The sequence below is a fragment of the Intestinimonas sp. genome (assembly GCF_026169115.1).
Classification (GTDB): domain Bacteria; phylum Bacillota; class Clostridia; order Oscillospirales; family Oscillospiraceae; genus Intestinimonas.
This window is the reverse complement of record NZ_JAPFEA010000153.1, coordinates 37,164-61,944: the sequence shown is the minus strand read 5'-3', so window position 1 is coordinate 61,944 and position 24,781 is coordinate 37,164. Positions and strand designations below refer to the sequence as shown.

Genomic DNA, 24,781 nt, shown 5'->3' with positions numbered 1-24,781 from the left:
ATGGTAGCACATGAACATTTTGGAGGAATTCACTTTGGGAAAACAGTGGTTTGACGATATGGAAGCCCGCATCCCCCAGGGGGAGGTCCGCACCCGCTTTGCCCCCTCTCCCACCGGGTATATGCACGTGGGCAATCTGCGCACCGCCCTCTATACCTGGCTCATTGCCCGCCACAGCGGCGGCAAGTTCATCCTGCGCATTGAGGACACCGACCAGGGCCGCCTGGTAGAGGGCGCCACCGAGGTCATCTATAACACCCTGCGCAAGTGCGGCCTCACCTGGGACGAGGGTCCCGACGTGGGCGGCCCCGTTGGCCCTTATATCCAGACCGAGCGCCGGGACCTCTATGGAAAATACGCCCAGCGCCTGGTGGAGTTGGGTCACGCCTACTACTGCTTCTGCGAAAAGGCCGAGTCTGAAGAAGACAGCGGCAATTTTGACCGCCCCGACGACCCCTGCCGCACCCTCTCCCACGAGGAGGCCAAGGCCAAGGTGGCCGCCGGCGTCCCCTACGTGATCCGGCAGAAGATCCCCAAGGGGGGCCACACCACCTTCCATGACGCCGTATTCGGCGATATCACCGTGGAGAACGACACCCTGGACGATCAGGTGCTCATCAAGCGGGACGGCCTGCCCACCTACAACTTCGCCAACGTCATCGACGACCACCTTATGGGTATCACCCATGTGGTCCGCGGCAGCGAGTACCTCTCCTCCGCACCCAAGTATAACCTGCTCTACGAGGGCTTTGGCTGGGCGGTCCCCACCTATATTCACTGTTCCCCCGTCATGCGGGACCAGCACAACAAGATGTCCAAGCGGAAGGGCGACCCCTCCTACGAGGACCTGCTGGCCATGGGCTACCTCTCCGAGGCCGTGGTCAACTATGTGACCCTCCTGGGCTGGTCCCCCCGGGGCGAGAACGTGGAGCGGGAGTTCTTCACCCTGGAGGAGCTGGCCGGGATCTTTGACGTCGAGGGCATCTCCAAGTCCCCCGCCATCTTTGACATCGAAAAGCTCACCTACTTCAACGCCCACTACCTCCGGTCCCTCTCCCCCGAGGACTTCCACGCCGTGGCGGAGCCCTACATCCGTCAGGCTGTAAAAAATGAAGCCTACTCCTCCCGGGAGATCGCCGCCCTCCTCCAGGCCCGGTGCGAGCGCCTTACCGACATCCCGGAGAAGCTGGACTTCTTCGACACCCTGCCCGAGTACGGCGCCGACCTCTTCACCAACAAGAAGTCCAAGACCAACGCCGAGGTCTCCAAGGCCATGCTGGAGGCCGCTATCCCCGCTCTGGAGGCCGTCGGCGGCTGGACCGACGACACCATCCACGACACTTTGGTCTCCCTGGCCGAATCCCTGGGCGTGAAGAACGCCACCCTCATGTGGCCGGTGCGCATCGCCGCCGCCGGCAAGGCGGTGACCCCCGGCGGCGCCGTGGAGATCTGCCGCATCCTCGGCAGAGATGAGACCCTCCGCCGGCTGAAGCTGGGCCTGGAGAAGGTCTCCGCCGCCCTGTAAGCGTTCAATTTATAAGAAATGGAGCATCGCAGCTGCGATGCTCCATTTTTGTTGTCACAAAAGCGGCCTGACCGTGTTATTCTTAGTAGAGAGGACAACGAAGGAGGGAGCGCCATGACAGACCATGAACTGCTGCGCCAGGTCTACGAGACCCGGCGGCGTCCTCTTCTGCTCTACGCCTACGCACTGTGCGGCAGCCGGGAGGAGGCCGAGGATCTGGTCCAGTCCGCCTTTCTCAAGGCCCTCCTCTCCTACCGTGCCACCGGCAGCCTGAACCACTGGCTGGTGAAGGTGCTGCGCAACGAGTATCTCAACCAGCGGCGGCACCGGGTCAAATGGGGCGTGGAGGACCTACCGGAGCACCTGGCCGACCCCTCCCCCTCTCTGCCGGAGCAGCTCATCGCCGACGAGGAGAAGCGGAGGCTCTACGCCGCCATCGCCCGTCTGCCCGACCTCCAGCGGGCCATTCTGCTGGATGGCGTCTACTTCGGCCTCACCGACAGCGAGATCGCCGACACCCACCACATCACCCGTGAAAATGTCCGTCAGCTCCGGTCCCGGGCCAAGCGCCGGCTCCGGGAGGAGCTGGGAAAGGAGGAGCCATCATGACACGACCTGACGACCTGGACCGCCGCCTGGAGGACCTGGGCGCACCGGAGGAAGCATCCATGCAGCATGCCCAAGAGGAGCTGCTGGCCCTGGAAAAGCTCATCCACCGCCGGGTGCGCAGCATCTGTCTCAAGACCCTGCTGGCGGTGGCCATCTGCGCTGCCCTGCTCTTTGGTCTCATCCACCCGCTGATTAAGTTCTCCACCTTCAACCCCATCCCCATGGAGGAGGACGGACGCCGGGACTTTACTGCCTACCTCAACGCCTATTTCGGCACCATGACGCCCTACGTCCGAATCACCGGCACCAGCATCAAAGACACCGGCTTCGGCACCTACGACGTTACGCTCTATACACTTGGTCCCCAAAATCTGCGTGCCTATATGAATGCTGACAGCGGCGTCCACATGGCCATCCGCCTGGGAAAAGCTGAGGTGACCTCCGACCCCACCAGGAAGCTGATCCACATCATCAACCGGTTTGACCGGGACTTTCTCGACCGCTCCAGACTTCTCACCGAGCTGGAAATGCTGCCCTCCTCGGCCTATATCCGGCTGTCCGTGGGGCTGGACGCCCCCCTCACCCTGGAGGAACTGCGGGCCCTGCCGGCGGAGGTGGCCTGGGCCCAGGTCTATGACCCGGACGTGGAATACAATGGCGGCGTCAACCTGGCCCCGGCCGTACTCTTTAACAAGGAACCCGTTCCCAGAGAGCTGAACGAGCAGGAGCTGATCCAGTACTACGCCGACAACCTGGAGCTCCTCCTCACCCAGCCAGAGCTCCTCACCTCCCTGGGCATCCACTCTGCCGACAAGGGCACCTACCTCAAGGCCAGTGTGATGGAGGAGACCCTGGCCTCCGCCCGGAAGCTGGAAGACTTCCGGAGTCAAAACTTCTGCGTCCAGGGGAGCCGGGACGAGATCCTGGCCCTCATCGACCAGACAGCTCCCAACTCCTTGGGGGTGGAGCACATCTTCCTCACACCGCTGTCGGACTAAAACAGAAAGAGGCCCCGGCGCAGAAACCAACTTTCTGCGCCGGGGCCGTTTCGCATTTATCAGGGGTTTACAAAGACCTGGAGGGTGGTGGTGAGCTGGCGGCCGGGGGTTGCCAGCGTCTGGCCGTTGTAGTACATAGCGGTGGAGGCGCCGCCGTCCAGGTTGATGGCGTCCTGGCAGCCCAGCTGGAGCATGAGCTCCCGCATCTGCTGGATGGAGGCGGAGGGGACGCTGACCAACAGCAGCTTTCCGTCGGCGGTGGTGCCAACGGCGGTGCGGGGGGTGATGCTGGTGGTGAAGCGGGCCTCGGTGAAGCCGGGGTCCAGATAGGTCTCGATGGCGCCGTCCTTTACCAGACGGGGCGCGCCGGAGATGAGGGAGGTAACGCCGTCCATGACAAAGCCCTCCTCGTCCTCCACACGCAGATAGGGCTCCATGGCCACGGTGCGGCCCAGCTCAGGGATCTGATAGTAGTGGGTGGCGGTGAAAGCGGAGCCCATCCACAGCACATAGCCATCGGCGGGAATGGTCAGGCTCTCCCCCGCCGCCACAGCGCGGTAGTCGGTGGTAACGCCGTTGCGGACAGTCAGAGCGGCGCCGGCACAGGTCACAGGCACACTTTCACCACGGGCAGGCGTATAGAGGACGGAGCCGTCAGCATACTGCTCAAAGACGTTGAGATTATAGCCGGACCACTGCTGGGCAGCGCCGCCATCGGTGGTGATGACCCGATAGAAGACGGAGGGCCGCATAGTACATCCTGCCGTCCGCCGTGATGCCCAGAGAGGTCAGAGAGCCACTGTTGCCATAGACAAAGTTACCGCCCACCATAACAGGGCCAATGGGGTCCTTGACATCCTCATAGGACTCAAAGAAGTTGGCGTTGATGACGGCTGCTGCGCCCCCGGAATAGGAGACGATGCTGCCAAAATCGGCGGTGGCGTTGAGCCGATTGCCCACGATAGCACTCCGCACAGAGACGCGGGGATCGCTCATGTTCACAGCAATGACCTTTGCACTCACCGTGCCGGAGGGCAGAGCGTAGCTCCCCTCCTGGTATGTGACGGGCTGGACGGCAGGCTGAATGCTGGCCAGCTTCGCCGTCAGGGCCTTCACACTGGTCAGGCTGGTGAGGTTGTTCTGGTCCACCGGGGCGGCGCTCACCACCACGATCTGGTTGGTGGGCTCATAGGACACGGAGAGCCCCAGGTTCTCGGAGACGAACCGGACAGGTACAAAGGTGCGGTCATTCCTGGCCTCGGCAGGCACATCCATGGCGACGGACTTACCATCCACCGTAGCCTGGGCAGAGCCTGGCGCCAGCTCCACTTGCCGTCCGTTGAGGGTGCAGAGCACTCCGCCGGTGGCCGGGACCCACTCCACAGAGCCGCCGAACGCCTCCAGCACGCGACGGATGGGCAGCAGCGTATAACCGCCGCCATTGAACTGGACCGCATAGGGGGTGACCTGGGCGTTGCTCTCATCCACCTGGACGACCTGGGTGTCGATGGCGCACCAGGCGCTCCCCAGCTTCAGAGCCACCTGGTCGGAGGCGGCCAGCGCCGGGGCGGGCAACAGCCCCACCACCAGGCAGAGAGTCAGGAGGACTCCTAAGAGATGTTTTTTCTTCATAATACATGCCTTCTCTCTTCCAAAATGTAACGGTTTCATTATAGTAATGATTGCCTTAAAATACAATAGCCTTGCTGCACATGGTTTGCACCAAAAATTTCAGGCCCTGACACCGAATGACTTCCTCCGCTGCCGTCCATCCTAGAATGGAAAGGAGGCGCACACGATGGAACGAAGGAAATGGGGCGGCAGACGGCTGGTGCGGCGGGTGAGCTTTCTGGCCGCCGCCTTTGCGGTGACCGCCGGGCTGGCCGTCCAGGGGCAGCTGGAGGCCGCAGCCTGCCGGCGCGCCCTTTCCAACAGCCGGCTGCACGCCTTTGCCGAACTCTCTGCCAATTTGAATCAGCTCAACACCGACCTGCAAAAGGGGGTGTACGCCACTACCCCCTCTATGCTGGGCGCCCTGTGTACCCAGATCTTTGGGCGGGCCATGTCGGCCCAGATGGCCCTGGGCGAGCTTCCCTACGGCAATATTGAGCTGGAGCAGACCGCCGCCTTTCTGGCCAAGACCGGCGACTATGCCGCCGCTCTCTCCCGTTCGGCGGCGGTCAACGGCATCTGTTCCGATGCGGAGCGGGAAGGGCTGCGGAGTCTGGCCGATGCGGCGGCTACGCTGTCCGGTCAGGTGGCCGCTCTTCAAAGCGACCTCCTCTCTGGGGCGGCCGCGCTGGAGGACGTGGACGCAGCCGAGGCCCGGCTCTCCGCCAGGGAGCCCGCCGGGCAGGAGCTGGCCGGCTCCGTCTATCAGACAGTGGAAAGCGACTTCCCCGCCCTCCCTGCCCTGATCTATGACGGCCCCTTCTCCGACCACATCGCCGACCGGTCTTCCCGCATGCTGGCCGGACTGCCGGAGGTCACCCAGGAGGATGCCCGCCTCGCCGCCGCAAAATTTTTCAACCTGGAAGCGGCTCTGTTCTCCCTGGTCTCCGCCGGTGAAGGAACACTGCCCGCCTACGGCTTTTCCGCCGCAGTGGACGGCGGGGAGCTGTATGTGGAGGTGACCAGGCGGGGCGGCCTGGTGCTGGAAGCCATCAGCTCCCGCTCTGCCAGCGCCGCCGTCCTCACCCAGGAGGAGGCCGCAGCTCTGGCCCGGGATTTTCTGGCCCGGCGTGGCTACCCCGACATGCGGGAGAGCTATTTCATCGACCAGGGCGGCGTGGTCACCATCAACTTTGCCGCGACTCAGGGGGACGTGATCTGTTACCCGGACCTGGTCAAGGTCTCGGTGGCCCTGGACACCGGCCGTGTGGTTGGCTTTGAGTCCAGGGGGTATCTTATGAACCACGTGGTCCGGGATCTCCCCTCCCCGGCTGTCGCTGCGGAGGAGGCCCAGACCATCGTCTCCCCTGATCTCACAGTTCTCTCTCACCAGCTCGCCCTCATCCCCACCGGAGGGGCATATGAAGTCCTCTGTCATGAGTTCAAATGCGAGGACGCAGACGGCCATCACGTCATCGTCTATGTCAACGCCCAAAACGGTCAGGAGGAAAAGCTCCTTCTGCTGCTGGAAGATGAAAACGGCACCCTGGTCCTCTGAGCCGGGTCTCTGGATACAGAAAGTCCCTGTCCTCGCGGCCCATCAGGACCGCGAGGACAGGGACTCTTCATCACTCTTTCAGCTCTTTGACATAAAAGTAGTGGCCGTAGGTCCCTGCCGCCGGCTCCACCGCACCGAAGCGCCGGTAGCCCAGCTTTTCATAGAATCCGGGGGCCTGAAAGCCGAAGGTATTGAGCTCCAGCCTCCTGGCTCCCTTCCCGGCGGCGGTCTCCTCCAGCTCTTTCAGGATACGCAGACCCAGCCCGGCGCCCCGGTGCTTTTCATCCACCCAGAGCACATCCAGCAGGGCCAGCGTACCCATACGGAAGGCGTCACAGCCGCCGATGACGGCTCCCGTCTCATCGGTCACCGCCAGGGAAAGATCCTCCGTATCCGGTACAAAGGTCCTGTTATAGGCCCTCAGACCGGCATGCACGGCCTTGGTCTCCGGCTCGCCGGCAGGTATGATCCTGTACTCCATCCGTCTCCTCACTCCATATCAAAGGGGGGCATGTCCCGGCTCTGCGGGACGGCGTCTCCCTCAAATTCCAGCTCATCGGGGACCGGCTCAGGGGCCCGGTCCACCAGACCCTGCTTGAACTGCATCTCCTGCCACTGCTCCTTGGTGATGAGGACCTGCCTGGGCTTGGAGCCCTCAAAGGGGCCCACTACACCCTTTTCCTCCATCTGATCCACCAGACGGGCGGCCCGGGAATAGCCCAGCTTCAACCGCCGCTGGAGCATGGAGACAGAAGCCATCCCTGTCTCCACCACCACCTCAATGGCGGAGGGGAGCAACTCGTCATAATCATCTCCCACTTCCTCGGGGGCAGAGCCTCCCACGCCCTTTCCGCCCTTCTCCTTCTCGGCGGCATGCTGCTCAATTTCATGGATGACAGCTTCGTCATACTCCACGGTGCTCTGCTCCTTGATGAAGCCGACCACCGCCGCCACCTCCTCATCGGAGATGAGACAGCCCTGGACACGCTGGGGCTTACCGGAGCCCAGAGGGAAATAGAGCATATCGCCCCGGCCCACCAGCTTCTCTGCGCCGGTGGTGTCCAGGATGATGCGGGATTCCAGGGCGGAGGCCACGGCGAAGGCGATCCGGCTGGGGATATTGGCCTTCATGAGGCCGGTAATCACATCGGCAGAGGGGCGCTGGGTGGCAATGATGAGATGCATGCCGGCGGCACGGCCCATCTGGGCCACCCGGCAGATGGACTCCTCCACCTCCTTGGCCGCCACCAGCATCAGGTCGGCCAGCTCGTCGATGACCACTACGATCTGGGGCAGCTTCTCCATCCCCTCTGTTTTGACGGCATGGGCATTGTAAGAGGCCAGGTCCCGGACCCCCACCTCAGAAAAGGCCCGGTATCGCTTCATCATCTCGGTGACTGCCCACTGGAGGGCGCCCGCCGCCTTTTTGGGGTCTGTGACCACTGGGATGAGCAGGTGGGGGATCCCATTGTAAATGCCCAGCTCCACCATCTTGGGGTCCACCATGATAAGGCGGACCTCCTCCGGAGTCGCCTTGTAGAGCAGGGAGATGATGAGGGAGTTGGTGCATACCGACTTACCCGAGCCGGTGGTACCGGCGATGAGCAGGTGGGGCAGCTTGGCGATGTTGCCGACAATACAGTTGCCCGCGATGTCCTTGCCCACGGCAAAGGCCACCTTGGAGCTGTGGTCCCGGAATGTTTTGGAATCAATGACCTCATGGATGTGGACGGGGCTCACCAGCTTGTTGGGCACCTCAATGCCCACGGTGGCGATCTTGTCCGGGATGGGGGCAATACGGACGCCGGTGGCCCCCAGGGCCAGGGCGATGTCGTCGGAGAGGTTGGTCAGCTTGTTGAGACGGACGCCCTGATCCAGCTCCACCTCATATCGGGTCACAGAGGGGCCCCGGGTCACATCGGTGATCTGTGCCTCGATGCCGAAGGAGCGTATGGTATCTGCCAGACGCTCCTGGTTCATTTTCAGCTCGGCCTGAGCCCCCGCCCCCACGTCGCTGCCGCCCTCGGTAAGGAGGGAGACCGGCGGATATTGGTACACGGCGGGCACCGAATCGGACAGATTCTTCTCAATGTCCTCCCCTACCTGGACTGCCTCCGCATGAGCCTCTTTGGCGGAGACCTTCTCCACCGCCGGCTCCCGGACGATCTCTGGCATGGGCTGTGGGGCCGCAGGAGCCTCGGGGGTCGGCTGGATCTCCGGCTCCGGGGCAGGTGTGGGGATGGGAGCAGGTTCCGGCTCAGGCATGGAGACTGCCACTGGCTCAGGTGTAGAAATGGGCTCCGGCTCTGCCACCATGGGTCGAGCGCCGGTGAGCACCTGATCCGGAGGCATGGCGCCGGCCTTTCGATCAAACAAACGTTCCTTCCGCGGGGCAAAGAGCCCCCGGGCCTGGGGCCTTTCCTCCTGAGGTATGGGGACGTCATCCACAGGGATATCGATGGCGCTCCGCCGCCGCTCCGGCTCCGGACGCCGGCGGACGGGCTTTTCCTCCGCCTTCGGCTCCTCTACATACTCATATTCGGGGCGGGGACGGTCACGGATGGCGTCCACGATCTCCGGAATGGAGAGGTGGAAAGCGCCCAACAGCATCAGCGCCTGGAAGAGCACCAGGATCAGACCAGCGCCGATGCCGCTGAACACCAGGGAAAGCGTCTCTGCGATGAGACCGCTCACCGCCCCGCCGCACCGGACCTCCAGGCCCAGCTTCCACAGCCCCTTGATCGCCTCCAGTCCGAAGACAAACTCCTCTTTGTAAAGGATAAGATGGAGAATCGCACCCATGACCAGGGGGGTCAGCAGCGCGCACCACAATCGCAGCCGCACCGGCCGGCCACGGTGAAACGCCAGGATATAGCTGGCAACCACCAGCATAGGGGGCGCCAGCCAAAAGCCGTAACCAAAGAGCCCTTTGAGCAGGCTGCAAAAAAAGTCAATAAAGATCGCCTGAATGTTGAAATAGCCAAACGCGGCAAAAAAGGCCAGGAGCAGACAGACCACCGCTCCCACCTCCCGCCGGATGGGCCTGGGCGGCGGCGCGGCGCTTCTGGTGCGGCTGCCGCCGCTCTTTTTGGCGCTGGAGCTTCCAGAGCCGCTCCGCTTGCTGCCGGAGGAGGCCGTCCGCTTTCCTCCTGTGGTCTTCCTTTGTGTGGTCGCCATGGAACCATCCTTTCCAGAATACGGCGGGCACGTCCGCCGGGATCAATCAGCCTTGCTCAGACCAGGAAGCTGGCCACCAGGGAGACAAGCCCCACCGCCCAACAATAGTAGGCGAAGGCTCCGAACTTCCCCTTGTTCGCCAGCAGATTCACCAACCGAATGGCGAAGTAGCCCACCACGCCGGCCACCGCCATACCGACCAGATACATGGGAAGCTTGGACACGTCCACACCACCCGCCTGAACGGCGTCCACGATCTCCAGAATGTTGGCGCCCAGCACCGCCGGCAGGGACATGAGGAAGGAAAAGCGCACCGCGAAGGTGCGGTTAAAGCCGCAGAGCATACCAGCAGAGATGGTGGAGCCAGCCCGTGAGATACCGGGCAGGGTCCCCACCGCCTGGGCGCAACCCACCAGCAGGGCGTCCATCATGGTGGCGTTGCGGGCAGTCTTCCGGCCTCTGGCCATCCGGTCAGAGAAGAAGAGCAGGAAGCCGGTGGCGATGAGGGCCGCCGATACGAAGGTCACATTGGAAAAGGCCGCGTCCACCACGTCCTTCACCAGCAGCACAGCAAAGAGGGGCAGGGTAGCCACCACGATCATCAGCACCAGCCGTCTGGCCTCCGGCGGTTGGCCCAAAATGCGCCCCCGCCCGGAGATCAAATCCCCCAGGCCCAGGAAAAACTCCCGGATCATGTCGATGACGTCCCGCCAATAATAGACGCATACCGAGAGCAGCGTCCCGAAATGCAGCAGGATGGTGAAGAGCATATCCAGCTCCTCCGGATTCTGCTCCGGGGAAAAGAAATACTGAAACAGGGTCAGATGGCCAGAGCTGGAGATGGGCAGAAATTCTGCCACGCCCTGCAAGAAGCCCATGGCGATGGAAAAGAGATAATTCAAGGTCTGGTCCTCCCAAGTTCAGATCCGCCGTACCGGCGGCCCTTCAAAATGATATGACAATATATTAGCACAGGGGGAAAAACATTTCTACCCCTATCCTGCCCGGAGGCCCCCGCTGTTCCAACGGGCAGGTCCCTTTTTCGGCACAGGCACAGAAAGACCGCCACCTCGTCGGTATCCCGGCGAGGTGGCGGATCGTCATTTCTGGGGTGATCCTGTACTTATCGTTCCTTTGAGGGCGTAGAATCAGTCGCCTTTGGAGCCACCTCGCGGCAGGACTGGAGGAGCTTTTCCAGCGCGGCGTCGTGCTCGGCAAACTCAGACCGGACCTGCTCCAGCGCCTTGTCCACCCGCCCCAGCTCTCCGCTGGCATGGGTGATGGTGGCGTCCACGTCCCCCCGCAGACGGCCATAGCCTGCCTGCACCTTATAGAGGATCTGTTCCGCCTCGGTGCGCAGCTTTCTGGCCTTTTCCTCTGCGGCACTCTCAATGGACCGGGCCCGTTGCCGCGCTTCCAGCTCAATGGTGGCGGTGCGGTCCTTGAGGTCGTCGTAGGCTTTGGCCCCGCCCTCCCACCTGGCACACTGGTCCTTGTAGCCGTCCAGCTCCTTCTGAAGGGACTCACGCTGCTCCCGTTCCAGGGTAAGCGCCGCCTGGACCTCGCCCAGCTCGGCGCCCTGGTCGGTGCCTGTCTTGCGCAGTCTGTCGCTCTCCTTCCGCAGGGCCTCGTTCTGATGCTCCAAGGCAGTCTTCTCCTGAAGGAGCTTCTCCCGTTCCTCCTTCAGCAGCTGTAACTCCTTTTGAAGGGCGGCTGTCTTCTCCCGGCTCTCCCGCACGGTATTTTCAATATAATTGAGCACATCCTGACGGTTGAATCCCCCCACCACAGCTGTGCGGAAAGCATGTTCTCCTCGCTCCATGCGCATATCCTCCATTTCCCGTTCTCCATGGGCGGTGGCCGCCCGGATCTCTTATTTTTTTTATTTTATCACAACATGTGCCGCAACTCAACGGGTTCCGACAAATCTCCCCGCAGTGGAATGAATTGACCCTCTTCCTTTTTTGTGGTATAATCAAGCGATTTGCTTGAGAGAGAATGAGGAGGCGCGATACCATGTGGGTCTCGGACAAATGGCAGGACTATGAATTGATCGACTGCGGCAGGGGCGAAAAGCTGGAACGCTGGGGGGACCGTATCCTGGTCCGGCCCGATCCCCAGGCCATCTGGGACACCCCCAGAGAAAACCCCATGTGGCGGAGGCCGGACGCCCGCTATGCCCGCTCCTCCACTGGCGGCGGACAGTGGGAAAAGAAGGACGTCCCCGAGCAGTGGAAGATCCGCTACCGGGACCTCACCTTCCAGGTCAAGCCCATGAACTTCAAGCACACCGGTCTCTTTCCAGAGCAGGCCGCCAACTGGGATTTCTGCGCCGACCTCATTCGGACCGCCGGTCGCCCCATCTCCGTGCTCAACCTCTTTGCCTACACCGGCGGGGCTACGGTGGCCTGCGCGGCGGCGGGCGCCTCCGTCTGTCATGTGGACGCCGCCCGCGGCATGGTCTCCTGGGCCCGGGAAAATGCAAAGCTCTCCGGCCTGGCCGACGCTCCCATACGCTGGATCGTGGACGACTGCGGCAAATTTGTGGAGCGGGAGATCCGCCGGGGCCGCCGGTATGACGCCGTCATCATGGACCCTCCCTCCTATGGTCGTGGTCCCTCCGGTGAGATCTGGAAGCTGGAGGAAAATCTGTGGCCCTTCGTGAACCTGGTATCCGGGGTCCTCTCCGACGAGCCGCTCTTCTTCCTCATCAATTCCTACACCACGGGCCTTGCCCCTTCCGTGCTCACCTATATCCTGGAGACTGTGGTCTCCAAACGCTGGGGCGGCTGCACCCACAGCCAGGAGCTAGGTCTCCCGGTCACCGACACCGGACTGGTCCTTCCCTGCGGCGCCACAGGCCGCTGGACCAGCCGGGGCTGAGCTCCGCCACTTTTTCCAGACTGCGAGGTCTTTTACCATGTCTGACATCATTGAGACCCGGGCCCTCCGGTTTTCCTATCCTGCCGCCGAGGGCGTCACCCCTGTGGTGCTGGACGGCGTGGACCTGAACATCCGCGCCGGCTCCTTTGTGGCGGTGCTGGGCCACAACGGTTCCGGCAAATCCACCCTGGCCAAGCACATGAACGCCATTCTCCTCCCCACCGGCGGCGCCGTCTATGTGGACGGCATCGACACCGCTGACGAGGACCGGCTTCTGGACATCCGGCGTACCGTGGGCATGGTCTTCCAGAACCCGGACAACCAGATCGTGGCAAATGTGGTGGAGGAGGATGTGGCCTTTGCCCCGGAGAACCTGGGGGTCCCCCCGGAGGAGATCCGGAAACGGGTGGACGACGCCCTCAAAGCCGTCGGCATGTATGAGTTCCGAGAGCATGCCCCTCACCTTCTCTCCGGCGGTCAGAAGCAGCGGGTGGCCATCGCCGGCGTGCTGGCCATGGCGCCCCGGTGCATCGTACTGGACGAGCCCACCGCCATGCTGGACCCGGTGGGCCGCCAGGAGGTCCTGGACACCATCAAAAAGCTCAACCGCACCGCCGGCGTAACGGTGGTCCTCATCACCCACCACATGGACGAGGCCGCTCAGGCTGACCGGCTGGTGGTCATGTCCGGCGGCAAAGTGGTGGCCGACGGCACCCCCAAGGAGGTCTTCTCCCACGTGGAGACCCTCAAATCGGTGGGGCTCACCGTCCCCGAGACGGTGGAGCTGTGCTGGACCCTCCGGCGGGACGGTCTGGATCTCCCCCTGGACGCTCTCTCCGACGAGGAATGCGCTCAGGCCCTCTATAATCTGCTCACAGGAGCGAAAAACTCCACCACTACTTCCAATATGTAAGGACTGATCCACCTTTGGACGCCATCATACAGACGGAACAACTCAGCCACATTTATTCCTCCGGCACTCCCTTTGAGCATGCCGCCCTTCGCGACGTGGATTTTGCCGCCTACCGGGGCGAATATCTGGGCATCATTGGCCGGACCGGCTCCGGCAAGTCCACCCTGATCCAGCACCTCAACGGCCTTTTGAAGCCCACCTCGGGCAGGGTCCTCTTTGAGGGGCAGGACATCTGGGCGAGCAAGGAGCGCACCCGCCAGACCCGGTTCCAGGTGGGGCTGGTCTTCCAGTACCCGGAGTATCAGCTCTTTGAGGAGACGGTCTACAAGGACATCGCTTTCGGCCCCAGGAACATGAAGCTGGACGAAAACGAGGTAGACCGCCGGGTACGCTCTGCCGCCGCCTTCGTCGGTCTCCCTGACGCCATCCTGGAGAAGTCCCCCTTCGAGCTCTCCGGCGGACAGAAGCGCCGGGTGGCCATTGCCGGCGTCATCGCCATGGAGCCCGCCGTCCTCATCCTGGATGAGCCCACCGCCGGGCTGGACCCGGTGGGCGTGGAGTCCATTCTGGGGAATATCCGGGACTACCATAAGGCCAAAAACGCCACCATCATTCTGGTCTCCCACTCCATGGAAGAGGTGGCCCGGAGCGTGGACCGTCTGGTGGTGGTGAGCAAGGGGCAGATCCCCTTCTCCGGCACTTCCCGGGAGGTCTTTGCCCACGGCGCCGAGCTGGAGGCCATGGGCCTGGGCGTCCCCCAGGTCACCCGGGTCTTTCACCGGCTGCGGGCCATGGGCGTAGACATCGACCCTTCGGTCTATACCATTGACCAGGCCCGCACCGCCGTCCGGGACTACCTGGCACGAAAGGGGGCGGTGTAATGGCCCTCAAGGACATCACTTTAGGGCAGTATTTCCCTGGCAATACCGTCATCCACCGGCTGGACCCCAGGACCAAGCTGCTCTTCACCGTTCTCTATATCGTCGCCCTCTTTTCTGCCAAAGGCATTGCAGCCTACGCCGTGCTCTTTGCGGTGCTGTGCGCCTGCATCGCCATCTCCAAGATCCAGCCCAAAACCATTCTCCGGGGTATGAAGCCCATCCTGTTTATCATCGTACTCACCGCCGTGCTCAATATCTTCTATACCCCCGGCACCCCCATCTGGCAGTGGAAGTTCCTGAAAATCACCGTGGAGGGCCTGTGGGCTGCCTTCTTCATGGTGCTGCGCATCTCCTTCCTCATCACCTGCACCTTTATGCTCACCTATACCACCTCGCCCATCATGCTCACCGACGGCTTGGAAAGGCTGCTGGGCCCCCTTAAAAAGCTCCACGTCCCCGTCCATGAACTGAGCATGATCATGTCCATTGCCCTGCGCTTTATCCCCACCCTCATCGAGGAGACCGACAAGATCATGTCCGCCCAAAAGGCCAGAGGGGCCGACTTTGACACAGGCAATCTCTTTCAGAAGGCCAAAGCCCTGGTCCCCCTTCTGGTGCCGCTTTTCATCTCTGCCTTCCGCCGGGCGGAGGAGCTGGCCACCGCCATGGAGTGCCGCTGCTATCACGGCGGCGAGGGGCGTACCCGTCTGCGGCAGCTCCGGTTCCGGGGCGCTGACGCAGCCGCCCTTCTTCTGGGCGGCGCCCTGGTGGCGGCGGTGCTGATCCTCCGGTCCATCGGGCTCTGATAATGACAAGGAGTATGGCTTTACTGCCATTGAATTGCTTATGACAAGGAACATTGCCCTCAAACTCATGTACGTGGGCACCGCCTACCACGGCTGGCAGGTGCAGAAAAATGCCGTCACCGTGGAGGAGACGCTGGAAAAGGCCCTCGCCACCGTGGTCTGCCACCCGGTGAAATGCACCGGCGCCGGGCGTACCGACGCCGGAGTACACGCCGAGACCTACATTGCGAACTTCCGCACCACCTCCTCCATCCCCTGTGACCGCATTCCCCTGGCAGTGAATACCCGCCTGCCGGACGACATTGTGGTGGTGAAGGCCACCGAGGTCCCGGAGGACTTCAACGCCATCGGCTCCTGCATCAAAAAGGAGTACACCTACCGCATCTACAACTCCCGGCTGGGCAACGCCTTTTATGTGGACCGGGCCTGGTTCTATCCCAAGCTCCTGGACGAGACCGTGATGCAGCGGGCGGCCGACTGCTTCGTGGGCACCCATGACTTCTCTGCTGTCCGGGCAGTGGGCACCGACGTCCGCTCCCCTGTCCGCACCGTCCATTATTTCAACATCAGCCGCAACGGCGAGCTCATTGAATGCAGGGTATGCGCCAACGGCTTCCTCTACAACATGGTGCGGGCCATGGTGGGCACCTGCGTCTACGCCGCCGAGGGCAAGTTCGCTCCCGAGGAGGTCAGCGCCATCCTGGAGAGCAAAAACCGCACCGCTGCCGGCCCTACTGTGCCCCCCGGCGGTCTCTATATGACCAAGCTGTGGTACAATGAGGACGTGCTGTGATCCTCCTTTCCCTCCATTCCACCACGATCAGGAGCGCATAACATGGAAGAACTCAGGCCGGTCCCGCCGGCACCCAAGAAAAAAACCAATCCCATCCTGCGCCTTCTGGCCTTTCTCCTCACACTGGCCCTCTTGCTTGGCGCGGTGGCCCTGGTGGCCTACCGGGACTGGATCAATCTGGACGCCGTCAAACGCTATTTCACCTACCGTTCCCTGGAGCGGAGCGACTCCGGCCAGATCGACGCCTTCCAGTTTGACAGCTCTGGACGGGGCGGCTTTTCCAGTCTGGAGGACGATCTGCTGGTGTGGTCCTCTGCCGGCGTCCGGCTGTATTCCTCCAGCGGCGTGGAATATCTCAATGAAGCCGTATCCCTCCTCCGCCCAGTCGCCGACGTCCGGGGCGACGCCGCTGTGGTCTACGACGCCGGCGGCACGGTGCTGCGGGTCTACGCTGACCGCAGCTGCGTCTTCTCCCTCAACGCCCAGCAGGGCCACGAGATCCTTTCCGCTCACATGGGGCCAAACGGCTCCCTCACCGTGGTCACCCGGGAGACCGGCTATAAAGGGGTAGTCACCCATTATGGGAGCGACTATCAACCCTATATGGCCATCCGGATCTCCACCAGCTACATCATGGACAGCATCCTCTCACAGGACGGAAAGACCACCGCCGTTCTCACCGTGGGACAGACCGGCAACGCCTTTGAAAGCATCCTGAATCTCTACGCCAGGGGCGACGAATCGGCCTTCGCCCAGTGTTCTCTGGGCAACAACGCCATTCTGGACCTGAGCTGTTCCGGGAACTCGTTCTGGGCCCTGGGGGAAACCGGCCTGAGCATCGTGAGCGCCGACGGCGCATCCAACGCCACTTATGATTACGGCGGGGCCTATCTGAAGGACTACGCCATGGGTGGAGACGGCTTCGCCGCCCTTCTTCTGGGCAAGTACCGGGCGGGCAGCAGCGCCGCGCTGACCACTGTGGACAGCACCGGTGAGACCATCGCCTCCCTGGAGCTGGAAGAGCAGATCCTGGATGTCTCCGCCTCTGGCCGGTACGTGGCCGTGCTCACCGCCGCCCATCTCACCATCTATACCAAGGACCTCCAGCCCTATCAGGTCCTGGACAATACCGCAGGCGCCCGGAGCGTGGTCCTCCGCAGCGACGGCACCGCCTATCTTGCCAGCGGTGAGACCGCTCAACTCTATATTCCCAACTGACCCTTTTGTGTTTTTCCGAGGTGTGACCATGCTGACGACTCCCCTTCTCATTGACATTATCCTGCTCATTCTTCTCCTGGCCTTCACCATCCGCGGCGCCTCCCGGGGACTTCTCCTCTCCCTGTGCGGCCTTGTGGCCGTTTTGGTTGCCTTCCTTGGTGCCGGTTTCCTGTCCGGCGCCCTCTCCCCCATGGTGGCTGACTATCTGGAACCCCGATTCGCCGCCGCCATTGAGGAGCATCTGGACCAGGAGATCGCCGAGCACGACCTTCTCCCTGACGGGGGCGACGATGCGCAGACCAACGACATTCCTCTCACCGAGATTCTCGAAGCCCTCAAGGACATGGGCTTCTATCAGAGCGCCGTGGACGCCGTCAACAGCGCGGTGGAGCAGGGTATGACCCAGGCAGCCGCCAGCGCCGCTGCGGCTGTGGCCGCTTCCATCGCCGGGACTGTCGCTTATATGATCCTTTTCGTGGTCTTTTTTGTCCTCATTCTTATCGTCTGGACTTTACTCAGCCACGGGCTGAACTTGGTGGCCCGGCTCCCCGGCCTGCATTTTCTCAATAAGACCGGCGGCGCTGTCCTGGGGCTGATAAAGGGCTGTGCCATCCTTTTCCTGTGCGCCTGGGTCCTCCGCTATCTGGGCAAGGTCATCCCCGAGGAGACAGTGAGACAGACCTACCTGCTCAAATTTTTCATGACCACCAATCCGGTGGCCCTGGTCCTGGGGGGACTGGCCGCTGCGGCGGAGACCGCCTCCCGACTGGCCTAAAAAGTTTTTATGCGAAATTCATCACCAGTTCATATTTCCGTGATAGATTCGATTCTCCGGGGGATGTATGCAGCGCGACCCATCTCCCGAAAAGGAGTTAAGTATGCAGCCTACACTTTGTTCCCGTTGCCATAAAAACGTGGCCGTGATCTTCGTCACTCGCATCGAAGGGGGAGAGACCAAAAACGAGGGTCTCTGTCTCAAGTGCGCCAAGGAGCTGGGGATCAAGCCCGTAGAGGATATGATGAAGAAAATGGGCATCAGTGAGGAGGACCTGGAGGGCCTCACCAATGAGATGATGTCCGCTTTCGGCGGCGCTGAAGGCATGGAGGGCCTGGCTCCCCAGCCCGACGACGATCAGGAGGACGATGAGGGCCGCACTGCCACCTTCCCCTTCCTCAACAAGCTCTTCGGCGGGCAGCCTGCCTCTGAGCCCTCCGGCGGCGAACAGACCCGCCAGCAGAGGGAGGAAAAATCCGCCGCCAAGGAGCGTCAGCCCAAGCGCAAGTTTTTGGAGAACTACTGCATCTCCCTCACCAACCGCGCCCAGGAAGGAAAGCTGGACCGCATCGTGGGCCGGGATGCCGAACTGGAGCGGGTGGTGCAGATCCTCAACCGCCGCCAGAAGAATAACCCCTGTCTCATCGGCGAGCCCGGCGTGGGTAAAACTGCCATTGCCGAGGGTCTGGCCCTGCGCATTGCCGAGAAAAATGTGCCCTACAAGCTGCTGGACAAGGAGGTCTATCTTCTGGACCTCACCTCCCTGGTGGCGGGCACCCAGTTCCGCGGCCAGTTTGAAAGCCGGATGAAGGGCCTGATCGAGGAGATCAAGAAGCTGGGCAACATTATCCTGGTCATTGACGAGGTCCACAATCTGGTGGGCGCCGGCGACGCAGAGGGCTCCATGAGCGCCGCCAATATCCTAAAGCCCGCCCTCTCCCGGGGCGAGATCCAGGTCATCGGTGCCACCACCCTCACCGAATACCGCAAATACATCGAAAAGGACTCCGCCCTGGAGCGCCGGTTCCAGCCGGTCATGGTGGAGGAACCTTCCGTGGACGACGCCATAGAGATCATCAAAGGCATCGCCCCCTACTATGAGCAGTATCACCATGTGACCATCTCTCCTGAGATGTGCCGCCTGGCGGTCACCATGTCGGAGCGGTATATCACCGACCGCTTCCTCCCCGACAAGGCCATTGACCTCATTGATGAGGCTTCCTCTGACGTAAACCTCCACAACAAGGCCCTCACCCGGACCATGCAGATCGACAAAGAGCTGGCCGACATTGCCAAGGAGCGGGAGGTCATGCTGGCCGCCGCCAACGACAAATCCGGCGAGCCCTTTGAAAAGCTGCGCCGCCGGGAGCAGGCCCTCCAGCAGCAGAAGGAAAAGCTGGAAAACACCCCCGCTCAGCCGGAGGATACCGAGCGCCAGGACAAGCTCTCCGAGCTGCGGCAGCAGCTGGAGCAGGTGAATCAGGAGCGCAATGAGCTGGAGCGCATCAACAGTGAGAAAGCCTATCAGCGTCTGGCCGTTCTCAAGAGCCAGGAACTCCAGCTCAACCAGGAGAAGGACGCCCTGGCCGATCAACTTACCCCTCCCCTCACTGTGGCCCACCTGGCCCGGGTCATTGAGCTTTGGACCAAAATCCCCGCCACCCAGATCCAGGAGCAGGAATTTGAGCGGCTGGCTCACCTGGAGGACCGGCTCAAGAGCCATATCATCGGCCAGGACGAGGCCGTCCACGAGGTGGCCAACGCCATCCGCCGGGGGCGGGTGGGCATCGCCTCCAAGCGCAAGCCCGTATCCTTCATCTTCGTGGGATCCACCGGTGTGGGCAAGACCGAGCTGGTCAAGCAGCTGGCTCAGGATATGTTCAACTCCCCCGAATCCCTCATCCGGCTGGATATGTCGGAGTTCATGGAGAAGTTCGCCGTCAGCCGCATCATCGGCTCCCCGCCGGGCTATGTGGGCTACGATGAGGCCGGTCAGCTCACCGAAAAGGTCCGCCGGAAGCCCTACTGCGTCATCCTCTTCGACGAGATCGAGAAGGCCCACCCCGACGTGCTCAACATCATGCTCCAGATCCTGGACGACGGCCATATCACCGACGCCCAGGGCCGGAACGTGAACTTTGAGAACGCCGTCATCGTCATGACCTCCAACGCCGGCAGCGACAAGGGCGGCGGCTCTGTGGGCTTTGGCCGCACCGACAAGGAGCAGGGCAAGGACAAGGCCATGAAGGCCCTGGGCTCCTTCCTGCGGCCTGAGTTCATCAACCGGGTGGACGAGGTGGTCTACTTCAACCGCCTCAGCGAGGACAACTTCAAGGAGATCGCCAGGATCATGCTGGGCGAGCTCACCGACAACCTCCGGGATAAAGGCATCACCTTCACCTGGGATGAGAGTGTTCTGGACCACCTGGTCAAGACCTCCTACTCCCTCACCTATGGCGCCCGGAACCTCCGCCGTCAGGTCCAGAAGGACCTGGAGGACCCCATCGCCACCAAGATCATTGACAGCTACCTGGAGCCCATCACCCAGCTCAAAGCCGTAAGCAAGGATGGCAAGATCGAGCTGCTGGCGCTCTAACATACAGCGTGAAAAGGCCCGCCATACGGCGGGCCTTTTGCTGTCTTTGGATCAGGTCAGGGAAAGCAGCTGGGTGCTGCTGACCTCATTCTGGGTGACGGTCACCACTATCTGAGTCTTATCATCTGTAAAGGACAAATCACTGACATAGCCATCTGTTCCAAGGTCTACTGTGGTCAGCACGGTGCCGCCCCAGGTGCAGATATCGCCCCAGAAGGCATAGACCGCCGTGGTCAGATCCGCCCCCTTCCAGATGAGGTGGGTCCCGGCCAGTTCCTTCACAAAGGTCTCGGTCCGGGGATCAAAGACCAGGTAGAGGTTGTTTTTGGGGCCGGTGTGGCACTCCAGGAGGAGCTCCTCCCCCACCCACTCCATCCGGGTCACAGCGGTGATGGCGGGCGAACGCTCGGTCAAATCGTAGTTGTGGCCATTGCAGGTCAGGGTCAGCCCCTGGAGGGTGACGGCCTCCGGCTTCAAGGCCGTCTCCTGCAGCACCTGGAACCAGCTCAGGGGATCATACAGGGCACCGTCCTGAGCCGCCTCCAGGTGGAGATGGGGGCCAGTAGCAGCGCCGGTCTGGCCTACCGTCCCCAAGACATCTCCCTGCGCCACGGCATCCCCTGTTTGGACGGAGACCGCACTCAGACAGCCATACCGGGTGGTGAGGCCCTCCCCGTGGTCCAGAAGAACGTAATTTCCATCGGTGTCATCCCAGCCGGTCTCGGCCACGGTACCGCTGCGCACCGCCAGCACCGCCGCTCCTTCCGGGGCGGCGAGGTCCACGCCGTCGTGGCTGGTGGTCTCCCCTGTAATGGGGTGGACACGGGTACCGAAGGTTTCCGTGACCTCCTGATACTCCGGCACTGGCCAGACCCAGACGGGCTCAACAGCATCAGAGTCCACCCATTTGATGATGGCATCTGCCCCATCCGTCAGAACGCCGCGTCGGAGCGCCAGCAGGTCCACCTCCCGCTCCAGCTCCTTCCCATCCTCGTCGGTAAGGAAGGCCCACAGAGTCAAGTCCTCAAACTGGTCCAGATCGTAGTCGGTGAGGGGGACGGAGTAGGCTCCCTCTCCCCCCTTCCAGCGTCCGGCAGTGCCATCGTTGCTGATGAGGTGGATGCTCGTGGCCTCCCCCTCCCCCATCTGATAGCGTCCCGACACTTGAATCCGCCAGTCGTCGGCTTTTTCATAGGCCGCAGGAATGGTAAAGGATAATTCCTTGTCGGTAATCGTCACGCTTTCGGCCAGGGTGTCCAGGGCCTCTTGGGCCGTCATGGGCGTCTCGGCCCGGGCAGGCTGGAAGGTCACCAGAGAGCCTACGGCCACGGCGGCACACAGAGCTACCGCCACCAGCAATACGCCGGTCTTTTTCTTGAGAAACAGATTCATCAGCCTTCCTTTCATCTGCCGGCCCCCGCTGCTCAGCCGGGTGGCGTACAGGGGGACGCCGGCGCCGTGGGCGGCGTACCGCAGGAGGAGCTGTCCGTACGCATGCCGAAAGGCAGCATCCCGACCATCCACCACTGCGTCGTCGCAGCAATATTCCAGGTTCTGTCCCGCCTGCCGGCACATCCACCACACCAGAGGGTTGAACCAGTGTGCGGCGTTGACCAGCAACAGGAGAAATTTATACCAGAGATCGCGCCGGCGAACATGGGCGAGCTCGTGTGAGAGGACCAGATCAGTCTCCTCCTCCCCCAGCCCAGCGGGCAGGAAGACCAGTGGCTGAACAAGCCCCAGCGACAAAGGTGCAGCCGGGTCCGCCGTCCTCAGCACCTCCGGCTGACCGTGCTCACCCGCCCAGAGAGCGGCCATCAAAGCCTGGTCTCCCGGCTCCTCCCAGCTCCCTGCCCGCAGCCGCCGGCGGGCCAGCAGGTAACCCGTCCCGTGCCACAGCAACAGCCCCAGGGCTCCCGCCAGCCAGGTCCCGGCCAGGACTTGGACCGGGGTAAGTACGGTCTGACGGGCAGGAGGCTTCGCCATTCCAGTCTCTGCCGTCGTGATGGCCGGCTCCGCCGGCGCTGCCCACACCTGGGACGTCTCCGGCACCGTGATGGTGACGGCGTGCTCCGGCAGGGACCAGTCCACCGGCAGCAGGAGCCACACTGCCAAAGCCAGCCATAGGACATAACCGGTCTTTGCAGTATAGCGTTTCTGGATGAGGGGACACAGCAGCAGCAGGGGCAGCAGGACCACCGATGTCATCAGAGAGAGGCGCACCAGCCGTCCGGCCAGTTCTGCGATCATCGCTCCCCCTCCTTCATCTGGTCCAGGAGGGCCTGGAGGGCCTCCACCTCCTCAGGCGCGATCCGTTCTCCGCCATAGAGGGCGGCGGCAAACCGGGAGAGGGACCCGCCGTAGAGCTTTTGCAGAATGCTGCGCCCCTCGCTGCGCTGGTAGTCCTCCCGGCTCACCAGGGGCGTGTAGACATTGACCTTTCCCTCCTTGGTGCAGGTGAGAAAGCCCTTTTCCTCCAGCCGCTTGAGGTAGCTGTGGAGGGCGCTGGCCGTCAAAGGCCGCTCCAGGCCCTCCAGGATGGCGGGCGCGGTGACCCCTCCCCCACCGGCCCACACCACCAGCATGATATCCAGCTCTGATTCCGGCAGTCGTTTGTTTTCCTTCACTTTGGGATCCCCCTATATTTTGCATTTGCAGAAGTCTTCTGTAAGCATATTCTACATTTGCAGAAACGAATTGTCAAGAGAAATTTTGCAAATGCAGAAAGAGACCCTGCGCCGGCGTTTACCGGCGCAGGGTCTCTTTGTTATAGATCCAGGATCACTGTCTCCAACCCCTGGCGCATGGCATAGGTCAGGGTGTACAGGGTCCCTCCCGCAGTCCTCCCGTCATAGGCGGCAATGATGCGCTGGGACCGGTCCACCATATATCGGTCCCGTCGCTGCATGCACCCAGGGGTGTACTGGTGCTGGACCAGGGTCTCATAGTCGCACCGCTCCAGCAGTGAGGCGTATCGTGCCCGGTCCCTTTCCCGCCACCGGGCAGCCTGTTCCTCGCAGGGGACAGCGGCCTCCACCGTAACCCCCTGGCGCCGGTCCCGCAGGTCCAGCACCGCTTCACAGAAATAGAGGTCGCAGCCCAAGGCCATACCACAGAGAAAATGGCGGTAGCCGTCGTCGTAGGCCACTTTTAGGGATTCCCTCAGCCGCTCCTTCAGGGCAATGCACCGGGGATCGCCCTCGTTACTCCCCCAGGAGAGCTTATTGGGCCGGTGCCCGGTGAAGCAGCAGGTGGTCTCTCTCCGCACGCAGTTCCCCCCTTTCCCATTCTCACTGTCACCTTGTCTCTGATATTGTAGTATATCCCGCCGCCCAAGTCAACGGGAATCGAACATTTGTTTTCTTGAATTTGGGGCTTGCATTTTTCGCGCGGCTATGTATAATAGCAGGTAGAGAGAACAACTGAATCAAAGATGTCTTCAGGGCAGGGTGAAAATCCCGATCGGCGGTACAGTCCGCGACCCGCGCTTCCGCGCGGCTGACCCGGTGGAACTCCGGGACCGACAGTGACGTGCTTTCCTCGGTGCACGAAGTCTGGATGGAAGAAGATGTGTTCAAACGCGCACCTCTCCCCATGTAACGTGTTTAACACCTGGAAGACATTGGGTCTTTCAGGTGTTTTCTACTTTACATAGGGCGCGGCCGAAGCAGGCCGCGTCTGGAAGGAGCGCGTATTTTCATGTCCGATCCCACCTTGGTCAAGAGCCGTTCTACTGCCAACACAAAAACCATTACCACCCTGGCCATGCTCTCCGCCATTGCCTTTGTGGTCATGCTGCTGTCCAAGCTGCTGCCCAGCGTCAACGGTTTTCTGGACTTCGACTTCAAGGACGTGGTCATCTGCATCGGCGGCTTTGTCTTCGGGCCCATGGCCTCCGCCTCCATGGCCATCGTAGTGGCCTTCGTGGAGATGATTACCATCAGCCACACCGGTCTCATCGGTTTTGTCATGAATGCTCTGGCCACCTGCGCCTTCTGCTGCACCGCCACTTTTATTTACAAGAAGCGCCACACCATGGCGGGCGCCGTCCTGGGTCTGGCCGCCGGTACGGCTGCCCTCACTGTCATCATGCTGCTCTGGAACTACTTCCTCACCCCCATCTATCAGGGAATGCCCAGAGAGGCCATCGCCGACATGCTGGTGCCCATCTTCCTCCCCTTCAACCTGGTCAAGGGCGGGATGAACATGGCCGCCACCCTCCTGCTCTACAAGCCCGTGGTCACCGCTTTGCGCCGGTCCGGTCTGATCGCCCCCTCCGCCAGTGACCAGCCCTCCCGCCGCTCCAGCGCCGGCTTCCTCCTCTTCTCCCTGGTGCTGCTGGCCACCTTCGTCCTGCTGGCCCTGGTCCTCTGGGACGTCATCTGAATCTGTCTTCCCTATTACGGTTTGCGCCCTCCGGCTTTTCCCGCCGGAGGGC

General features: G+C 62.0%; 22 protein-coding genes and 1 riboswitch. Of the genes, 13 read left to right on the top strand and 9 right to left on the bottom strand.

Annotated elements, in window-relative coordinates:
• Nucleotides 1-58 precede the first annotated feature (58 nt).
• The 3 genes from gltX to Q0Y09_RS12855 all read left to right on the top strand — a co-directional run bounded on the left by gltX (nt 59) and on the right by Q0Y09_RS12855 (nt 3,132).
• Nucleotides 59-1,525: a glutamate--tRNA ligase gene (gene gltX, locus Q0Y09_RS12865; protein WP_297722525.1), complete on the top strand. Its 1,467-nt coding sequence runs from the start codon at nt 59-61 to the stop codon at nt 1,523-1,525.
• 114 nt (nt 1,526-1,639) lie between these two features.
• The gene (locus Q0Y09_RS12860) at nt 1,640-2,134 is read left to right on the top strand and encodes a sigma-70 family RNA polymerase sigma factor (protein WP_297722500.1); all 495 of its coding nucleotides are present in this window, start codon (nt 1,640-1,642) and stop codon (nt 2,132-2,134) included.
• On the top strand, nt 2,131-3,132 hold the full coding sequence (locus Q0Y09_RS12855; protein WP_297722496.1) for a hypothetical protein: 1,002 nt from the start codon (nt 2,131-2,133) through the stop codon (nt 3,130-3,132). Before Q0Y09_RS12860 ends, Q0Y09_RS12855 begins: the two co-directional genes overlap by 4 nt.
• A 59-nt stretch (nt 3,133-3,191) precedes the next feature.
• Here Q0Y09_RS12855 and Q0Y09_RS12850 read toward each other — a convergent pair whose 3' ends face one another.
• Together Q0Y09_RS12850 and Q0Y09_RS12845 are read right to left on the bottom strand one after the other, a co-directional pair.
• Nucleotides 3,192-3,884 carry a phosphodiester glycosidase family protein gene (locus Q0Y09_RS12850; RefSeq protein ID WP_297722493.1) on the bottom strand — a complete coding sequence of 231 codons (693 nt, stop codon included), beginning with the start codon at nt 3,882-3,884 and terminating at the stop codon, nt 3,192-3,194.
• A complete protein-coding gene (locus tag Q0Y09_RS12845) occupies nt 3,814-4,764 on the bottom strand; it encodes a copper amine oxidase N-terminal domain-containing protein (RefSeq protein ID WP_297722490.1) in 951 nt (316 codons plus the stop codon). Before Q0Y09_RS12845 ends, Q0Y09_RS12850 begins: the two co-directional genes overlap by 71 nt.
• Nucleotides 4,765-4,930: 166 nt before the next feature.
• On the opposite strand from Q0Y09_RS12845, the gene Q0Y09_RS12840 reads away from it, so the two are divergent.
• Entirely contained in the window at nt 4,931-6,301 is a 1,371-nt protein-coding gene (locus tag Q0Y09_RS12840; protein WP_297722488.1) for a PepSY1/2 domain-containing protein, read from the top strand.
• Nucleotides 6,302-6,371: 70 nt separating this feature from the next.
• Here the strand turns inward: Q0Y09_RS12840 and Q0Y09_RS12835 are convergent, their stop codons facing one another.
• From Q0Y09_RS12835 to Q0Y09_RS12820, 4 genes are all read right to left on the bottom strand, one after another.
• Complete coding sequence (locus Q0Y09_RS12835) at nt 6,372-6,782, bottom strand: GNAT family N-acetyltransferase (protein ID WP_297722486.1); 411 nt, start codon at nt 6,780-6,782, stop codon at nt 6,372-6,374.
• A gap of 8 nt (nt 6,783-6,790) precedes the next feature.
• Nucleotides 6,791-9,478, bottom strand: coding sequence for a DNA translocase FtsK (locus tag Q0Y09_RS12830; RefSeq protein ID WP_297722484.1), 2,688 nt, complete (start codon nt 9,476-9,478; stop codon nt 6,791-6,793).
• Nucleotides 9,479-9,534: 56 nt separating this feature from the next.
• A complete protein-coding gene (locus Q0Y09_RS12825) occupies nt 9,535-10,380 on the bottom strand; it encodes an undecaprenyl-diphosphate phosphatase (RefSeq protein WP_297722482.1) in 846 nt (281 codons plus the stop codon).
• Between the two features lie 221 nt (nt 10,381-10,601).
• Complete coding sequence (locus Q0Y09_RS12820) at nt 10,602-11,300, bottom strand: hypothetical protein (RefSeq protein ID WP_297722480.1); 699 nt, start codon at nt 11,298-11,300, stop codon at nt 10,602-10,604.
• 194 nt (nt 11,301-11,494) lie between these two features.
• Here Q0Y09_RS12820 and Q0Y09_RS12815 point away from each other — a divergent pair, with 194 nt between their 5' ends.
• The 8 genes from Q0Y09_RS12815 to Q0Y09_RS12780 all read left to right on the top strand — a co-directional run bounded on the left by Q0Y09_RS12815 (nt 11,495) and on the right by Q0Y09_RS12780 (nt 20,343).
• Nucleotides 11,495-12,361 (top strand): class I SAM-dependent methyltransferase, encoded by an 867-nt coding sequence (locus tag Q0Y09_RS12815; RefSeq protein ID WP_297722477.1) that lies wholly within the window; start codon nt 11,495-11,497, stop codon nt 12,359-12,361.
• 37 nt (nt 12,362-12,398) lie between these two features.
• A complete protein-coding gene (locus tag Q0Y09_RS12810) occupies nt 12,399-13,274 on the top strand; it encodes an energy-coupling factor transporter ATPase (RefSeq protein WP_297722474.1) in 876 nt (291 codons plus the stop codon).
• 14 nt (nt 13,275-13,288) lie between these two features.
• The gene (locus Q0Y09_RS12805; protein ID WP_297722471.1) at nt 13,289-14,155 is read left to right on the top strand and encodes an energy-coupling factor transporter ATPase; all 867 of its coding nucleotides are present in this window, start codon (nt 13,289-13,291) and stop codon (nt 14,153-14,155) included.
• Nucleotides 14,155-14,961, top strand: coding sequence for an energy-coupling factor transporter transmembrane protein EcfT (locus Q0Y09_RS12800; RefSeq protein ID WP_297722468.1), 807 nt, complete (start codon nt 14,155-14,157; stop codon nt 14,959-14,961). The genes Q0Y09_RS12805 and Q0Y09_RS12800 overlap by 1 nt, the downstream gene beginning before the upstream one ends.
• A gap of 40 nt (nt 14,962-15,001) precedes the next feature.
• Nucleotides 15,002-15,754, top strand: coding sequence for a tRNA pseudouridine(38-40) synthase TruA (gene truA / locus Q0Y09_RS12795; RefSeq protein ID WP_297722464.1), 753 nt, complete (start codon nt 15,002-15,004; stop codon nt 15,752-15,754).
• Nucleotides 15,755-15,796: 42 nt separating this feature from the next.
• Entirely contained in the window at nt 15,797-16,972 is a 1,176-nt protein-coding gene (locus Q0Y09_RS12790) for a DUF5711 family protein (RefSeq protein ID WP_297722461.1), read from the top strand.
• 28 nt (nt 16,973-17,000) lie between these two features.
• The gene (locus tag Q0Y09_RS12785) at nt 17,001-17,747 is read left to right on the top strand and encodes a CvpA family protein (RefSeq protein ID WP_297722458.1); all 747 of its coding nucleotides are present in this window, start codon (nt 17,001-17,003) and stop codon (nt 17,745-17,747) included.
• A gap of 103 nt (nt 17,748-17,850) precedes the next feature.
• Nucleotides 17,851-20,343, top strand: coding sequence for an ATP-dependent Clp protease ATP-binding subunit (locus Q0Y09_RS12780; protein ID WP_297722455.1), 2,493 nt, complete (start codon nt 17,851-17,853; stop codon nt 20,341-20,343).
• Nucleotides 20,344-20,394: 51 nt separating this feature from the next.
• On the opposite strand, the gene Q0Y09_RS12775 is transcribed toward Q0Y09_RS12780, so the two are convergent.
• The 3 genes from Q0Y09_RS12775 to Q0Y09_RS12765 form a co-directional block, all read right to left on the bottom strand.
• Nucleotides 20,395-22,593 carry a M23/M56 family metallopeptidase gene (locus Q0Y09_RS12775; protein WP_297722452.1) on the bottom strand — a complete coding sequence of 733 codons (2,199 nt, stop codon included), beginning with the start codon at nt 22,591-22,593 and terminating at the stop codon, nt 20,395-20,397.
• Complete coding sequence (locus Q0Y09_RS12770; protein ID WP_297722449.1) at nt 22,590-22,970, bottom strand: BlaI/MecI/CopY family transcriptional regulator; 381 nt, start codon at nt 22,968-22,970, stop codon at nt 22,590-22,592. Before Q0Y09_RS12770 ends, Q0Y09_RS12775 begins: the two co-directional genes overlap by 4 nt.
• A gap of 140 nt (nt 22,971-23,110) precedes the next feature.
• Nucleotides 23,111-23,611: an SLOG family protein gene (locus tag Q0Y09_RS12765; protein ID WP_297722446.1), complete on the bottom strand. Its 501-nt coding sequence runs from the start codon at nt 23,609-23,611 to the stop codon at nt 23,111-23,113.
• A gap of 163 nt (nt 23,612-23,774) precedes the next feature.
• Nucleotides 23,775-23,917, top strand: a riboswitch (FMN riboswitch).
• A 125-nt stretch (nt 23,918-24,042) separates the two neighbouring features.
• On the opposite strand from Q0Y09_RS12765, the gene Q0Y09_RS12760 reads away from it, so the two are divergent.
• Nucleotides 24,043-24,729, top strand: a complete 687-nt coding sequence (locus Q0Y09_RS12760) for an ECF transporter S component (protein WP_297722443.1) — start codon at nt 24,043-24,045, stop codon at nt 24,727-24,729.
• The last annotated feature ends 52 nt before the right edge of the window (nt 24,730-24,781 follow it).